Origin of the sequence: Pseudomonas californiensis (assembly GCF_021147775.1) — a bacterium.
Classification (GTDB): Bacteria; Pseudomonadota; Gammaproteobacteria; order Pseudomonadales; family Pseudomonadaceae; genus Aquipseudomonas; species Aquipseudomonas californiensis.
The window spans coordinates 153,289-169,570 of record NZ_JAGTPK010000013.1 but is presented as its reverse complement, the minus strand read 5'-3'; the positions used below and the strand labels follow the sequence as shown (position 1 = coordinate 169,570).

At 57.6% G+C, this 16,282-nt stretch carries 10 protein-coding genes and 4 pseudogenes; 8 read left to right on the top strand and 6 right to left on the bottom strand.

The window, feature by feature from the left end:
* Positions 1-104 precede the first annotated feature (104 nt).
* Together KDX37_RS15305 and KDX37_RS15300 are read left to right on the top strand one after the other, a co-directional pair.
* Positions 105-385, top strand: a pseudogene (locus tag KDX37_RS15305) (type II toxin-antitoxin system ParD family antitoxin).
* Between the two features lie 207 nt (positions 386-592).
* Positions 593-1,228, top strand: coding sequence for a LysE family translocator (locus KDX37_RS15300; protein WP_231653514.1), 636 nt, complete (start codon positions 593-595; stop codon positions 1,226-1,228).
* A 73-nt stretch (positions 1,229-1,301) separates the two neighbouring features.
* Here KDX37_RS15300 and KDX37_RS15295 read toward each other — a convergent pair whose 3' ends face one another.
* The 5 genes and pseudogenes from KDX37_RS15295 to KDX37_RS15270 form a co-directional block, all read right to left on the bottom strand.
* A complete protein-coding gene (locus tag KDX37_RS15295) occupies positions 1,302-2,012 on the bottom strand; it encodes an ABC transporter ATP-binding protein (protein ID WP_231653513.1) in 711 nt (236 codons plus the stop codon).
* Positions 2,012-2,856: pseudogene (locus KDX37_RS29760) on the bottom strand (ABC transporter ATP-binding protein). The gene KDX37_RS15295 and the pseudogene KDX37_RS29760 overlap by 1 nt, the downstream one beginning before the upstream one ends.
* The gene (locus KDX37_RS15280; RefSeq protein ID WP_231653510.1) at positions 2,846-3,700 is read right to left on the bottom strand and encodes an ABC transporter permease; all 855 of its coding nucleotides are present in this window, start codon (positions 3,698-3,700) and stop codon (positions 2,846-2,848) included. The pseudogene KDX37_RS29760 and the gene KDX37_RS15280 overlap by 11 nt, the downstream one beginning before the upstream one ends.
* Positions 3,697-4,726 (bottom strand): annotated as a pseudogene (locus KDX37_RS15275) (ABC transporter permease). Before KDX37_RS15275 ends, KDX37_RS15280 begins: the two are co-directional and overlap by 4 nt.
* A gap of 2 nt (positions 4,727-4,728) precedes the next feature.
* Positions 4,729-6,305, bottom strand: a pseudogene (locus tag KDX37_RS15270) (ABC transporter substrate-binding protein).
* Between the two features lie 193 nt (positions 6,306-6,498).
* On the opposite strand from KDX37_RS15270, the gene KDX37_RS15265 reads away from it, so the two are divergent.
* Positions 6,499-6,939 carry a hypothetical protein gene (locus tag KDX37_RS15265; RefSeq protein ID WP_231653509.1) on the top strand — a complete coding sequence of 147 codons (441 nt, stop codon included), beginning with the start codon at positions 6,499-6,501 and terminating at the stop codon, positions 6,937-6,939.
* 30 nt (positions 6,940-6,969) lie between these two features.
* On the top strand, positions 6,970-9,918 hold the full coding sequence (locus tag KDX37_RS15260) for a DUF4132 domain-containing protein (RefSeq protein ID WP_231653508.1): 2,949 nt from the start codon (positions 6,970-6,972) through the stop codon (positions 9,916-9,918).
* 81 nt (positions 9,919-9,999) lie between these two features.
* On the opposite strand, the gene KDX37_RS15255 is transcribed toward KDX37_RS15260, so the two are convergent.
* Positions 10,000-10,788 (bottom strand): substrate-binding domain-containing protein, encoded by a 789-nt coding sequence (locus KDX37_RS15255; RefSeq protein ID WP_231653507.1) that lies wholly within the window; start codon positions 10,786-10,788, stop codon positions 10,000-10,002.
* A 160-nt stretch (positions 10,789-10,948) separates the two neighbouring features.
* Here KDX37_RS15255 and KDX37_RS15250 point away from each other — a divergent pair, with 160 nt between their 5' ends.
* The 4 genes from KDX37_RS15250 (at position 10,949) to KDX37_RS15235 (ending at position 16,240) form a co-directional block, all read left to right on the top strand.
* Positions 10,949-11,626 (top strand): response regulator transcription factor, encoded by a 678-nt coding sequence (locus KDX37_RS15250; RefSeq protein WP_231653506.1) that lies wholly within the window; start codon positions 10,949-10,951, stop codon positions 11,624-11,626.
* Positions 11,604-13,004: a sensor histidine kinase gene (locus KDX37_RS15245; RefSeq protein ID WP_231653505.1), complete on the top strand. Its 1,401-nt coding sequence runs from the start codon at positions 11,604-11,606 to the stop codon at positions 13,002-13,004. The genes KDX37_RS15250 and KDX37_RS15245 overlap by 23 nt, the downstream gene beginning before the upstream one ends.
* An 80-nt stretch (positions 13,005-13,084) precedes the next feature.
* Positions 13,085-14,284, top strand: coding sequence for a D-alanyl-D-alanine carboxypeptidase family protein (locus KDX37_RS15240; protein ID WP_406642357.1), 1,200 nt, complete (start codon positions 13,085-13,087; stop codon positions 14,282-14,284).
* Positions 14,285-14,569: 285 nt separating this feature from the next.
* Positions 14,570-16,240, top strand: a complete 1,671-nt coding sequence (locus KDX37_RS15235; protein WP_231653504.1) for a BCCT family transporter — start codon at positions 14,570-14,572, stop codon at positions 16,238-16,240.
* The last annotated feature ends 42 nt before the right edge of the window (positions 16,241-16,282 follow it).

Here is a 16,282-nt window from a genome sequence, read left to right as displayed (position 1 = left end):
TCGCCACCCTTATCGTTGCTGTTAGTCATAAACATACCCGTTTGCCTATCCCTTATCTTAAGGGGGGAACGGTGTCCTGTCTTTCATGGGGCTCGTTCAAAACGTTGTCCTCACCCCTCACCCCTCACCACGAACAGGTTATCCACGACTGGGTGCAGTCCGGCCGTTATCAGAATGCCAGTGAAGTGATGCGAGAAGGTATGCGTTTATTGGGCAGCGCGTTGCCGAAGTCACTGCCAGAATTGAGGCACTGCATCAGGCGACCTTGATCAACATCATGGATATTGAGCACGGACGCTTTATTCAGGCGAACGAAGGGGATCTGGAGCACTACCTCAAGGGTTTGAGCCTGGAGAAATATTTTGGGGTTCCGGATAGTCTTTAGCGCCTGACGCCGGTCTGACACGCGTACCCCCACATCCTTCCCCAACGCATCGCGCGGCTGACGTTGATGAAAAGGCTCCATTCGTTCTACGTGAACATCATGGTATGAAAATCACGGTGTCCAGAACGACGGGCATCACAACACCATGACGAACAGCGTGTGAAACCGTAAGCTACTGGTCAATCAGCACCATGCCTGGGGCCTGTCATGCCATTTGATTTCCACCACCTTCTACTCGTGTTTACCGCCTATATTGTTGGAGCCGCGAGCCCAGGCCCCAGCAATATGCGCATCATGGGCGTTGCCATGCACCAGGGTAGAAAGCCTGCACTGCTGCTGGCTGCCGGTGTGATAAGCGGCTCTTTTTTCTGGGGTTCGATGGCCGCTACAGGTGTCTCGGCCATCCTGCTCCAATTCGCGCAGGCACTTCTGGTACTCAAGATACTGGGAGGAGCGTACCTGTTGTTCCTGGCCGTGAAGGCAGCACGTTCTGCGATGACATCTGACGAGCGAATCGAGAAGGCCCTGACCGTAATGCCAGCGGCCTCAGGGTTCAGTCTCTTCCGACGCGGCCTGCTTATGCACTTGACCAACCCCAAGGCACTACTGGGCTGGGTCGCCACGATGACACTGGGTCTGGGGCCGCAAGCGACGCCTGAAACGGTTGCGGTTATTCTGGGCGGCTGCGCCGTGTTGAGCGTCACCATCTTCTGTGGCTACGCTATCGTTTTTTCCACTGCCCCGATGATTCGAGGTTATCGCAGGGCACGCCGATGGATCGAAGGAGCCCTTGCGGTGGTTTTTGGAGTCGCAGGCTTCAAACTGTTGTTCAGCCGAGCGTGATCCACGGCAAGCCATTGCGCTGGCCATGGGTCAAGCCAGAAAGCCATCCACTGCCGGCATGAGTGAGCAACCTTCAACGTTGCGCCAGTGCAGAAAGCCCATCCCTGTCCAGTCTTTGCTCGATCTGTCCCTGCTTGATCAACAGGGCGCGGTCGCAAAGGTGGGCAACCGTGTTCATGTCGTGGCTGACGAGGATCATGGTAGTGCCGGTATCACGACGCAGCGCTTGCAGAAGGTTGAGAATTTCCGCCTGGACCGTCATGTCCAATGCAGAGGTTGGCTCGTCAAGCAACAACAGCCTGGGGCGCAATTGCAGGGCACGGACGATGGCGATGCGCTGCCGCTGACCTCCGGATAACTGGTGCGGAAAACGTTCCAGTACATCACCAGGCAGGCCCACCTGATCAAGTGACGCAACAAGGCTCGCCTCGTCGAACGGCAGACCGTTGACCTGACGCGGCTCTCTTAAACTGCGGCGAATCCGGTGCAAGGGATGCAAGGACGCATAAGGGTCCTGAAATACCATCTGCACATCCCTGCGCAAGGTGCCAGTGAACGCTCGTCGCGCAGTCAATGGTTGGTCGAACAACTGCACGCTGCCCTGCCACTCCTGCTGCAACCCCGCGAGCACTCTTAATAAGGTTGACTTGCCTGAGCCGGAGCCCCCGATCAGCCCAAAGCACTCACCGGGCTCGACCTGTATCTGCTCGACTTGCAATGCAGTGACATGACTCAGGCCCCGTTTGAAACCGACGCTCAGCGAACCGATATTCACGATGCTCATCAATGCGTCTCCAGCCGGCTGCGGTCAAGGGTCGGCAACACCTGGCCATAACTGAGCGCCGACGGTTGGCAGTTCCACAACGTATGGGTATACGGATGGTTGGCGCTGGCCAGTTGATCTGCCCGGCACTGGTCAACAATGTTACCGCGGTACATGACCAGTGCCCGGTCGCAATACCGCGCTACCAGCGGCAAATCATGGCTGATCAGCAGTAAGCCCATGCCGCGCTTTTCCACCAGGCCCATGATCAACTCCAGCATTTGGTCGCGCAGACTGCTGTCCAGTGCAGAGGTCGGTTCGTCGGCAATCAGCAAGCGCGGACCGTTGATCAGCATCGCCGCCAGCATGACGCGCTGCCCCATGCCGCCAGAGAGTTCGTGAGGGTATCGGTCATAAAGAGAGGCTGGGTTGGGCAGCCCACCGCGTCGAGCATCTCCAGGACTTTTTCACGACGCTCCCGCCGACTGAGCCGCGTGTGCAATATCAGTATTTCCTCCACCTGAGTGCCTACCTTGAGCACCGGATTGAGCGAATATTTGGGGTCCTGCAGTATCAGCGAGAGCGCCGTACCACGAACGCCCTGCCACTGCTTCTCATCCAGACCCAGCAAATCAGTAGCCCCCAGCCGCAAATGCTCTGCTGCAACACGCCCGGGGCGCGGGACCAATCCAAGCAGTGCACGGGCAGTCAGTGATTTGCCTGATCCGGATTCTCCCACCAGCGCGACCTTTTCAGTCCCCACGGTAAAGTCGATGCCTTTGACGACTTCATTCATTTGAGCACCAGAGCCGGGAAACCCGACGCGCAGGCCGCGCACATCCAGCAGGTTATCGTCACGAAGCATGGCGAGGATCCAGAACGTCGCGCAGGCCGTCGCCCAGCAGGTTGAAAGAAAGGCTCGTCAGCAAAATGGCGATACCCGGTGCGGCAGCAACCCACCACTGATCGAAGATCACACGGCTTCCATCGGCAACCATTGATCCCCACTCAGCCGTCGGAGGCTCTACGCCCAAACCGAGAAAACCGAGCCCGGCCGCTGCCAGAATGATGCCGCCCAGACTCAAGGCCACGCGCACAATCACCGACGGCAGACACAACGGCAACACATGTCCGACCAACAATCGCAAGCCGCGGATACCTTGCAGGTGGGCGGCAGCCAGATAGTCACTGTCGCGCAGCACACTGGTCTCGGCACGGGCCTGCCGAGCGAAGGCCGGCCAGGCCGTCAAGGAGAGGGCCAACGCACCGTTCAGCAAGCCGGGGCCGAGAATGGCGACAAATGCCAGGGCCAGTACCAACTGTGGAAACGCCATGACCACATCAGTGATGCGCATCAGCAGGCGTTCCAGCCAGCCACCATAGAACCCGGCCGTGACGCCTACCAGCACGCCAATCGGCAAGGTCAGCAATAACACCAGGGAAACCAGCAGTAATGTGGGGCGGGAGCCGTACAGCAGCCGGGTAAAAAGGTCGCGACCAAAACCGTCAGTACCCAACCAGTGGTAGGACGAGGGTGGCAGCAGGCGCTCCTGAATGTTCTGATGATCAGGATCAAAGCCGCTCAAAAGAGGTGCGCATACCGCTACCAGCACCAGCAGTCCGATCAGGGAAACGCCCAGAGTGAATGCAGGAGAACGACGCCACCAGCGCGGCGCCAAAACGCTGTCGAAGACCACGGATACACTCATAGCAGCTCCCGGGTGCGCGGGTCGATCAGGCCTGCAAGCAGATCAGCAACGCCATTGACAACCACGAAACAGAGACCGATCACCAACGTACTCCCGAGGATCGCCGGCACATCTGCCGCGAATAACGCGGTGGTCAAATAGCGACCAATACCTGGCCAGGCAAAGACGGTTTCAGTGAGAATCGAGCCTTCAAGCAAACTGGCGTATGACAAAGCTACGACGATCACCAGCGTTCCTGCGACATTGGGCAGCGCATGATGCAGTAAGACTCGACCGCGCCCCGCACCTTTGGCCAATGCGGTAATCACATACTCCTTGCCCATTTCACCGAGTAGTGCCGAGCGCGTGAGACGGCAGATACCGGCCATGGCATGAAAGCCCAGCACCAGCACTGGGCAACACCAGATGCGAGAAGGCATTTCCAAAAGCTCCCGGTTCACTCGACCGCCAGGTGTCCCAGAGCATCCAGCCGCTGGACAAGTCGATGCTGTACAAGAAACCATCGTCCAGACGCCCTGGCCCTGCGGTCCATTGCAACGTGGCGTAAAACAGCAGCAGCATCAGCAGGCCCAACCAGAACACCGGCACCGAATAACCGATCAGCGAACACAACCGCACCAGAGTGTCGACCCATCCACCCGGTCGCCACGCGGCCAGCAGGCCCAATGACAAGCCCAGGGTTGCTCCCAACACAATCGCAAGGGTGGCCAGTTCCAGAGTGGCGGGCAAGGCTCGCTTCAAATCACCCAGTACCGGCTGGCTGGAGGTAATGGAAACGCCCAGGTCGCCTTCAGCCAGATGAGTGAGGTAGCTGCCCAAGCGCACGGGCCAGGGCTGATCAAGGCCCAGATCGGCGCGTACCTGGGCCAACACCGCATCGCTGGCGCGGTCCCCTGCAAGGCGCAGAGCCGGGTCCACGGGTGACAAGGTGGTCAGCAAGAATGTGAAGAACAACAGGCCAATCAGTGTGGCCAGCAGGGTCAACAGTCCTGTCCCGGCCACGCGTACTCGACGGGAAGCACCCACCCTCACTTGGCTTTGCTCACCTGATCAAAATACGGGAGCGAAATCGTGATGTTTTGCAGCACGCCCTCAACCCCTTCATGCACTGCCACTTGGTTGCGACCTTGCAGCGCCACCACAAATGGCGAGCTGTCCTGTACAGCTTTTTGCAAATGACCATACAGAGCAATGCGTTTTTGCGGGTCGCGCTCAGCGGCGGCGGCACGCGTTTCCTGGCTCAACTGGGGGATATCCCACTGGGTGCGCCAGGCCAGGGTTTTAGGCCCATTGGCGACGTTGTAAGTGAAGGTACTGGCATTGGGGTTGGGGTCGAGATAATCCATGCCCCAGTACGTGAAGATCAGTTGGTAATCACGGCTGCGCATTTTCGCCCACAGCTCACTTTCCACTAATGGCCTTACCGCAATGTCTATCCCTGCTTTGGCGAAACTGGATTGCAGGGCCTGCGCAATATCGGTATACGGCGGCTGGTTGAACACGCTCAGCTCGACTTTCGTGCCTTCAGCAATGCCGGCATTTTTCAGGATGTCCCTGGCTTTATTGACGTCCAGCTTGAACGGCGTATCACTGAGTGAGCCGGACACGCCCGCCGGCAGAAAGGATTGGTGCACGCTGTACTGGTTTTTCAGCAGGTCTCTGGAGATGCTCTGGTAATCCACCAGCCAACGGGCAGCCTCCCAGAACGCCGGGTTCTTCAACGCGGGCACCTGAGTGTTTCCGCTGTTGATACCCAGGTAATAGATCATCGACGACGGGAAACGCTGAACACTCACGCCCTTCTGCTGCTCCAGCGCACTAAACTGGTCGGCGCCCAGATCGTAGGCAAGATCGGCATCGCCCTGCACCACGAGCAGACGTCGGGTCGCGGGGTCGGTGACGTTCTTGATAACGACTGTCTTCAATTTTGGCGTTTTGGCCGCATGTGGATTGGCCTGCAACACGACGGCCTCATGCGGGGTATAAGAACGCAGCGCATAGGAGCCGGTGCCAGCGGAGTGAGTCTTGAGCCAGGCGTTACCCAGGTCAGCACCCTGGGCATGTTTTTCAACCTCGACCGCATCGACGATAAAGCCCACCGGGGTCGCGGACAGAATGCTCAAGGCGAATTCGCTACCAACACCGGCCGGCCAGGCGATTCGCACGTGATGGTCGTCGACCTTGGTGAGGAAGCCGTCGATGTTATCCGCTGTCCAGCCCAACTCACCCAGAATAAAAGCCGGAGTCTTGTTCAGTTTGACCACACGTTTGAAAGAGTAAATCACGTCTTCCGGGCGGACCTTGTTGCCCGACGCAAACGCTGCGCCCTCGCGCAGTTCAAAAACCAGACTCTTGTCGTCCTCGCTGGCCTGCCAGCTTTTCGCCAAAGCCGGTACGAGGACTGAAGGTTTTGGCGGTCCGGTTCCAACAAACGCTGGTAAAGGTTCGCCAATGTGTTGGTCGCGCTGATTTCAAAGCTTTCAGCAGGGTCAAGGCTGGCAATATCGTCGATCGAACGCGCCACGATCAATTTATCTGCCGGAGTCCTGGCCCATGCCGCCCCGCTGAACGCAACCGCTACTGCCAAAGCTGCAAGACGCAACATTGTGGATCCCCTCGTGTCAAAACGCCGTTTTTGGAACCCGACCGTATATTGCCATCCGGAATAAGAAAAAGATTTTTTAGTCATTAACTTATAATTTTCGATGGTGAAACGGGGGTGCGGAGCCGCCCATGAGGTAACGCCCATATGCTACGCTGCCATCCGCCCGGCTGACCTGGCTTGCGAGGAATGCGTCATGGAGTTGGTGGTTCATAGCTATTGCCTCAAAGGTGCACGCCAGGAACCTTTGCTGCCTTCTGTCACCCTGACTCCGACCTCCTCGACCTTGACGGTCGCAGAGCTTATTCGCCTGACCGTTGCCCAACAGATCGCCGCCCTGACAGTCGAGCACTGGCTTGAGGACATGTCGGTCCGTGAAGTGCTCGATCGCCAATACCTGAGCGAACGGGACATTCTTCAGCAAGCCCATGAAGGGGCAGTAGTCATGCCTCAGGCCAGTGCTCCTCTGGACCTGGATGTCGGCGTCGAGGTCGAGCGAGCCCTGAAGGGTTTTGAAACCCGAGCGTTTCGCATCCTGCACAACGGCGTCATGCTGCAAACACTCGATGAATCGATCGAATTGAACCCCCCTTCCACCCTCGCGTTCATCCGTCTGGTGCCGCTGATTGGCGGTTGATCCTCGTCGCTCACTTCCCCGGATGTCCTCATGCAATCACGCCGCCCTGCGCCCCAACAAGTTACCCGCCTCGCTGCGCTGCGCGCGTTTTGCGACAGAGCACTGGATGAATATTCCGAGCTCTGCAGACATGACGAATTCGAACACGATGTCTGGGACGGCATCGACTTGCTGCACATAGCAGATGACTGGGTCACAAAGCATCCCGAGGATTGCCCCAAAGCACTGGCTGATGGTTTTGCGTTCCCCACCGTCTGGGATGATCTGGAAGATCGGCGCGATCAACAGCGCTATGAACTGCAATACCGACTTTGCGACGCATGGATCACTGCACACCCGGACGCCTATGCGCTGGAGCAGATCTGCGCGCGACTGCAACACATGCTGCAATTCGCCTTCGAGGACAGTGACTATCCGATGCGCACTGACGAGGATGGCCCTGCCTGCTACCGAAGAAATCCCGATCAGGCGTGGGCCTTCCCTGACGTGCAGGCTTGCATCAATCGCCTGAGCAATTACCCGCCTACCCCGGCCTGGCAGACCTTCGCCGAATGGTTGCTGGACGGTAGCTGGAACCGCGTGCAGCCCTCTTCTTGCCCTGATGAAGACCACTCGTTTGACGATAGACAGCGCAAAGTCGCCGACCCGTACGTCTACGTGCACAAGGAAATCGAGCGCATCGCCATGGGCCTGCTGCAAGCGGGTCGTCTCGACTACCCTCGCTTCGTCCGGGCGGCCGACACCTGGGGCCGCGCCATGCTGTTTTATTCAGGCGACGCCGGGCTGGACAGCGATGATGTGGACATGAATCGGTACGCCGATGAAGCGTTCGAAGAGGATGATTCCGGCGACGAGGCACCTCAATATGGCGGCGTTGAGGTCGAGTCGTCCGGGAGCGAAGATGCTTGCGCTGAAGCGCACGCTGAGGTGCATCCAGAACTGGCGAGTTTCACTGTTCGCTATGTCGAAGACGCCTTGGCTGGTTTACCTGATAACTCCGAGAAGCTGGCTGACACCTTCCGTTCTGTAGAGGTGTTTCAGACCCGCTGGCTGCTACAGTCCCTGGCGGTCATCGAACGACTGGGCATGACGCCGGATGATTTTTTCGACAGCTTCGGTGATACGGCCGCAGTGCTCGAACGCTTCCTGTTGCTTCAGGAATTGCCCAGAAACCAATCAGCAGACCTGCTCGCTGCGTTAACCGGCTTTTCAAGAAACACCCTGCTGACGGCGCTGCCTTACGCAGGGCAAGCCAGTCGAGTAGTCCTCGACGCGCTTGGCTGGAGTGACCTGCAGGCCTTTCAACGTGAGTATCTGAACATCGCCTTGGCACCTCAGTCCGGCTGGGGGAGTGACTTGCCCAACACGCAGGATGAAACCGTGGGTGTGGTCGACCGCTACCTGTTGGACAAGGCGTTTGCCGAGGCTGACCCGGACCACCTGCGCGACTACCTCGCTGCACTCGAACCGTCGCATTGGGCATTCCCCGAGACACGTGTGCTGCTCAACGCCTATCAGGGCATCGGTCGAGCGGCGCTGGAAAAGAAATTGACCCGCCACGCCCAGGCTGCAATGCGCATATACGGCGTATTGCCCGTAACCGATTCAGACGACGTACGCCAGCGCTATATGACGCTGAAGAAACTGCATAAAGAGGTGCGCAAATACGGCGCCGAACGACAGGCCAACTCCCAGGCGGCGGTGCAGGCAGGACTGGAAAATCTGGCATGCGTCGCAGGTTACCCTTCGGCAATTCGCCTGGAATGGGCCATGGAGTCGGAGATCGCCGAAACTGCCCAGACAGTCGCCAACATCGATGGCTATGACATCACGCTGGTTATTGAAGGCTTGTCGCCCACTTTACACATCTGCAAAGCCGCGAAGACGCTCAAAACCGCACCGACCGCAATTCGCAAGCATCCGGACTTCGTCGCACTCAAGGCGCAGCAGACCCAGCTCAAGGAACAGATTGCGCGCTTCTGCCGCACTCTGGAGGCGATGATGAGCAGCGGCGAAACGCTTGCGCCGGCCGACCTGAAGCCGCTGTTGAAAATGCCTGCGGTTCGCCTGCTACTGGAGCAACTGATCGTACAGGTCGACGATGCTGCGCTGGGCTGGTTCGACGCTGCGAACCTGACCGTGACTGATCTTCAGGGCCAACAACACATCGCTGAAAAAAACCTGCGTATCGCTCACCCGTTTCATCTGTTCACGGCCGGACAACTGTCGGCCTGGCAGAAAGAAGTGGTAAGTCACCGCCGCGTACAGCCGTTCAAGCAGGCTTTCCGCGAACTGTACCTTCTGACTCCTGCCGAGCGGGACACACACCTGTGGTCCAACCGTTTTGCTGGCCACCGGCTGAAAGGCAAAGTGGCTGCACGGTTGCTGCAGGTCCGCAACTGGTCGACTTCAAGTGTCGATGACATCTACTACGAGAGCAAAGAACACGGCATCTATGCGTTGTTCAACTTTCTGGATACCGGCCATTATCTCTCGGAAACGGAACACTTTACCTTCGATACGATTGCGTTCTACCGCGACCAGAAGGCCATGCCCCTCGAACAAGTACCACCGCTGCTGTTTTCGGAAGTCATGCGTGACGCCGATTTGCTGGTATCCGTAGCCCACGCTGCAGACGGCTACAGCACCAGCAGCGAAACCCTGCAACGACGCGCCGAACTGGTCAGCGAGTTGATTGCAGGGCTAGGTTTGCGCAACGTTCAATGTGAAGGACATTTTTTGCACGTTACCGGCCAGCGGGCGAATTACCGTATTCATCTGGGCAGCGCAGCGATCCATATAGAACCCGGTAATTACCTGTGCATCGTGCCCGCAGGCACACGCTTCACGGAGTTTTACCTGCCGTTCGCCGACACAGACCCTAAAATGGCCGAGGTGCTGAGCAAGATGTTCCTGTTGCTGGACGACATGAATATCACCGACAGTCTTATACTGGAGCAGATCCAGCGCGGCGGCTGATGCTGGCGACTTCAGGTATTACGACTGGATTCAGGTAACCGGCGCAACGCAGACGGTGCGGCAGATACGGCATGGCTATCTTTAACGAATCGGTTTCAATCCGCTTTGCTCAATCGCTGCACGCCCCTTGGCAGACCCCATATAGTCGAGCAAAGCCTTGGCCTCGACGGGATGTGGGCTGCTTTTCAGCACTGCGCCTGAATACAGAATCATCTGCTGGGCCTTGTCGGGAATAAGCCCAACGATATCAATACCCGGCACCGCTATGAGCTTGCTCAATTGCTGAACGCCCAACTGAGCCTCGCCTCGGGCCACGACTTCGCCAACCGCTTCGTCCGCGACGGCCCTGCTCTTGAGCTTGAAACCCGGTTCCAGGGCCATGTGAGGGAAGAGCCACTGAGACAGATACGCGCCACCTGAACTGCCCGAGTAGGCAACCGAACAGGCATTGAGCAAAGTCTCACGAAACGCCTCCATGCTGCCAATATCCGGCTTTACCGCACCGTCAGTCACCGCCAGGGCAATAAACGACTTGCCCAGATCGACTCGCGTACTCTTTTCTACCCGACCCTGGGCAATCAGTCGGTCCATTGTCACACCCACTGTCAGCACAACATCTGCATCTTCATTGCGATCAAGACGATTGGGAATCGCGAGCGGACTTGGACCACGGGGCGGTGCAGCCTTGACGTCCAGCGTCACGCCACTGACCTTTTTGTACTCAGGGGCGATGGCCTGCACCGCGCCGGTTACACCGCTGGAACTGAGAACAGTCAGTGTCAGTGAGTCTTGAGGCGCAACGTCAGCATGGCTGACGCCTGCATTCATCAACACGCAGGACAACAAGACAGGTTTGAATAAAAAGCGCACGGCAGGCAATTCCTCGTAGCGGAAAACCTGCACGCTAAAGCAGGTAACGGTTCAGGCCGTGTTAACCCGCATTAAGAAAAATTTAGTTTAACGGACGGACGCACCGATTCACCGGGCGGTTGCCGTTAGAATGCACGCCCTTCTCAGCCCGGAGATCCGAATGAATCGTGCATTGGTCATCGAGGATGACGACGTCACGGCGCAGGCAATCATTGCCGAGCTTGATGCCCATGGTTTCAGCACGCAATGGGCCAACAACGGACGTGATGGCCTCGCCATGGCGATCGCCGGTGGCCACGAGGTAATTACTCTGGATCGCATGCTGCCTGACTACGACGGGCTGACCATCGTCAGCACGTTACGCCAGTTGGCCATTCAAACACCGGTTCTGATGATCAGCGCACTGTCAGACATCGACGAACGCGTACGCGGTCTGCGCTCAGGCGGCGACGATTACCTCACCAAACCGTTCTCGATGGTTGAAATGATCGCGCGCGTGGAGGTGTTGCTTCGAGAGCCTGCGACTGGCAACGCTGATCATTGCCTCAGCTTTGGCGGCCTGCACATCAGCCTGATAGCGCAAACCGTCACGCTTGACGGCGAGCCGATCAGCCTGCTTCCCACCGAGCTCAAGCTGTTGACCTACCTGATGCGTAACGCCGGACAGCTGGTCACACGCACCATGTTGTTCCAGGAAGTATGGGGTTATCACTTCGATCCCGGCACCAACATCATCGATGTACACATTGCCCGCTTGCGCAAGAAAATAGAAGCTGATGGCGCCCCGGCCATTCAGACGATTCGTGGATCAGGGTATGTTCTGGTCGAAAAAAACTGAGCGCTGGCGCTCCAGCAACAGCCGCCTGATCGGGGTCTATGCGCTGTTCTTCACGGCCTGGTGCGCCGTGTTTACCGGTGTGTTGTATTGGCAGATCTCAGCCTATCTTGGCACTGTCGCCGAGCGCACACTGATGCAACGCGCGCTTTATTACCAAAAGGTGAACGACGCCACGCTGGTGACTGAGCTGGCCAGCAACGAAGCCTATTCCGTCCCAGGCATCGATGCCTATGGCCTTTTTGAAGCAGATGGCCGGCACATTACCGGTGATCTGCTCAGGCTACGCTCAACCCTCGCTGACGACGGCCGGGTTCATTATCTGGAGCGGGGTTTGAGCATCGCATTGCCCAGCGAGGAAACCCGCAGCAGCTATGCGCTCAGGCTCAACCGGCCGGACGGCAGGATTCTGATTCTGGCTCGTGATGGCGGTTCTATCGCAGCAGTCGCAGGCATCATCGGGCAGGCGTTGTTCTGGGGGTTGTCGCTGACCCTGATCCCCGGCCTGATAGGCTGGAACCTACTGCGCAGACGTCCCATTCGCCGGGTGGAGAGATTGCAGCGCAGCACCGAACGCATCGTATCGGGCAATCTGGGCGAACGTTTACCGCTTTCTGATCGTCGCGACGAACTGGACATGCTTGCCAATGCCGTCAATACGATGCTCGAACACATCGAAAAGCTGATGCTGGAAGTCAAAAGTGTCTGCGACGGTATCGCACACGACCTGCGAACACCCCTGACCCGGCTTCGGACGCGGCTTTATCAATTGCAAAAACTGCCACTGCAACGGGAACACAACGACATTCTTGATCTGGCACTGGAAGAGAGTGAGTCCATCATGTCCAGATTTCAGGGCCTTTTGCGAATCTCGGAACTGGAGGACACCCGGCGACGCTCGGCTTTCAACACGTTTGAACCGGATGCGCTGCTAAAGCAGGTCCACGAATTCTACGAACCCCTGGCGCATGAGAAAAGTCAGCAGTTGATCCTGCTGACAGCCGGGTACTGCCCGACCCTACAGGGAGATGTGTCGCTTCTGTTTGAAGCGCTGGTGAACCTGGTGGATAACGCAATCAAGTTCACTCAAGCGGGAGGTGAAATCCGCCTGAGTTGCGTGCTCAGGGAACACAGCGTGCTTATCGAAGTCAGCGATAATGGCCCCGGCATTCCCGTTGAAGAACGCAGCAGTGTCATTCGGCGTCTGTATCGGGGCGATACAACAAGACAGCAACCCGGCAACGGACTTGGACTGTCTTTGGTCGCGGCAATCGCACATCTGCACGGGTTTGGCTTGAGCATAGACGCCGGTGACAACGGTTCAGGAACACGAGTCAGCCTGGACTGCCCGCTACCCAGGGGGACCCACAGAGTTTCTTAAAAAAGATTTAATCCGGGTTAATTTGAGACGACATGATCGTTCACCTAGGTTGGCGGGCCCTTCCAACGACCCAAGGCTTTATGTTCGTGAAACGCCCGACACTATGGCTCGCCCTGACACTGGTTTGCGCTCACGGTTTACCGGCGTTGGCTGCTCCTGCCCTCTACCGCCCCATGATCCCTCCAGCCCCGCAGTTGAATGCGAAATCCTGGGTACTGATGGATGCTGGCAGCGGTGACATTATTACCAGCTACGCCCCCAATGAGCGGTTGCCACCTGCCAGCCTGACCAAGCTGATGACCGTTTACGTCGCCACCGATCAGATTCAGACCCACCGCCTCAAGGCAGACGATCTGGTGACCGTCAGCGAAAACGCATGGCGTACCGGAGGCTCGCGCATGTTCCTCGACCCGCGCAGTCAGGTGCCGGTACAAGACCTGCTCCGTGGCATCGTCATAGGTTCAGGCAACGATGCAAGCGTTGCCTTGGCGGAGCATATCGCTGGCAGCGAGGACAGTTTTGCCGACCTCATGAATGCCACTGCACAAAAACTCGGGCTCCAGGACACGCACTTTCTGAATCCTACAGGCCTGCCCGCGCCTGAACACTACTCGTCGGCTGAAGACATGGCGAACCTGGCACGGGCCATCATCGCCGATGAGTCGGATTACTACTCGCTGTACAAGCAAAAACACTTCACCTGGAACGGCATCCGCCAACCCAACAGGAACCTGCTGCTGTGGCGCGACAGTTCGGTAGATGGCCTCAAGACAGGCCACACCGAAGCGGCGGGTTACTGCATGGTCACCTCGGCCGTGCGAGACGGTCGTCGGTTGATTACCGCTGTATTTGGCTCATCCTCCAAAGCCAATCGTGCCAACGACGCGGGAAAGCTCCTGACCTACGGTTTTCGCTTCTTCGACACGCAAACCTATGCCAAAGCCACTCAGGTGCTGGCAAACCCGCTCATCTGGAAAGGTGAAAACCGCACCCTGCCGGTTGGCTTGCTGGACGACCTTTCGCTCACGCTGCCGAAAAATCCGAATCGCAAAACTGAAACTCGCCTGACTATCGACGAGCCCCTTGTTGCGCCGATCGCCATGGGCGCAGTCGTCGGCAGCCTGACGCTTTACGAGGGTGACGAGAAGCTGGCGACCCGTCCGCTGATTGCGCTTGAGGCTCAGGCAACTGGTGGCTGGTGGTCACGTACGTGGGACACGTTGAAGCTGTTCTTCCTGAATCTTTTTGGTGCTTATGCGCCCGAATCGCTGAACGACTGACGCTCGGCTGATTGTTGGCAATTCCAGGTATTCAGGTAGTGATCATTCGAGCGTTCCTGTATCTCACCGCACAGTTGAAAGCTGCCAGCGTGCTTGCCACCGCACTTTGAATAAAGGCCGATAGACACCCTGCGTACATAAAACAGTTGGAACTTATCCAGATTGTTGACGAGTTTGTTCGCCAAAGCTTGCCCGGCCGGGGAACCATCTACCTGTTTATACCCTCGGAACAGCGGGCATTAATACACGTGCACGCAAGAGCGTGCCCTAACCAAGGAGGCTCTCATGGGTCAAACCCCCAAGGATGTTCTACCCGTCGAACCTCAGCCCGTCAGTGAGGATGGTATTCCCGCGCCCAGCGGAGCAGCTAATCTGATCGATACCGACTACGTCATCGGCCAGGACAACATAAAGGGCGATTTCTCTTTTTCGCTCGATATACATGGCAAAGTGTTCATTATCTCGGCCGCTGCGATACTGCTTTTCGTCGTGTTGACGCTGGCACTGCAGAATGAAGTAGAACCCCTCTTCAGCTCGATTCGTGAATGGCTGACAGGGCACCTTGCCTGGTTCTTCATGAGCGTGGCCAACGTATTCGTTGTGCTGTGTCTGGTGCTGATTGTTTCTCCGCTGGGCAAGGTTCGCCTTGGAGGCAGAGACGCCACGCCAGACCACACTTACATCGGCTGGTTTTCAATGCTGTTTGCTGCCGGTATGGGCATCGGTCTGATGTTCTATGGTGTTGCCGAACCCATGTCGCACTATGCCGCGTCAATGGACGGTATCACCGTTGACGCCAGTGGCGCCCGCACCGACTGGGCGCCGCTGTCGGGCGCGGCAGGCGATGTGACAACATCCGCAAACCTGGCGATGGCCTCGACGATCTTCCACTGGGGCCTGCACCCTTGGGCGATATACGCGATTGTCGCCTTGTCGCTTGCGCTGTTTTCGTACAACAAAGGCTTGCCGCTCTCGATACGCTCGATCTTCTATCCGCTGTTGGGTGAGCGCGTATGGGGATGGCCCGGACACATCATCGATATCCTCGCCGTCTTCGCTACGCTGTTCGGCCTGGCGACGTCCTTGGGTATCGGCGCAGAACAGGCCGATGCGGGTATCGAGTACCTGTTCGGTATAGAGTCCACGAACCTGAGCAAAGTGCTACTGATCATCGGTATCACACTGATCGCACTGTGGTCGGTGCTGTCCGGCCTGGACAAGGGTGTGAAGCTGCTGTCGCAGATCAACATGGGGCTGGCGCTGCTACTGCTGCTGTTCATCATTGTCGTAGGCCCGACCCTGGCGATTTTCTCCGGCTTTTTCAAAAACCTGGTGAACTACGTCGAGTACCTGCCGGCACTCTCCAACCCGTTCGGGCGAACCGACACCGAATTCACCCAAGGCTGGACTGCCTTTTACTGGGCGTGGTGGATCAGTTGGTCGCCTTTTGTCGGGATGTTTATTGCCCGCGTCAGCCGTGGCAGGACAGTGCGAGAGTTTCTGGTCTCGGTGCTGCTGGTGCCAACGCTGGTGTCGGTGCTGTGGATGACCACGTTCGGCGGAACAGCCATTGATCAAGCCACTGTCCAGGGATTCGTCGGGGTCAAGGACGCGGTTCTCGAGCTCAAACTGTTCGCGATGCTGGGACACTTGCCGCTCAAGGAAATCACCTCATTTCTGGGGATTGTCCTGGTCATCGTCTTTTTCATCACCTCCTCGGACTCCGGTTCATTGGTGATCGACACCATTACTGCCGGTGGCAAGGTTGATGCGCCAGTTCCGCAACGCGTGTTCTGGGCGGTCATTGAAGGTGTCATCGCGATTGCGCTGCTACTCGGAGGTGGTCTGGTGGCGTTGCAGGCGATGGCTGTCTCCACAGGCCTGCCATTTGCCATTGTGCTGATGCTGGGATGTGTGTCTCTGGTCAAGGGCCTGATGTCTGAGCCCCGATCCTGAAGCGCTGAACGTTGTAGAGCAAAAAAGGTGCGTTTTCGAACG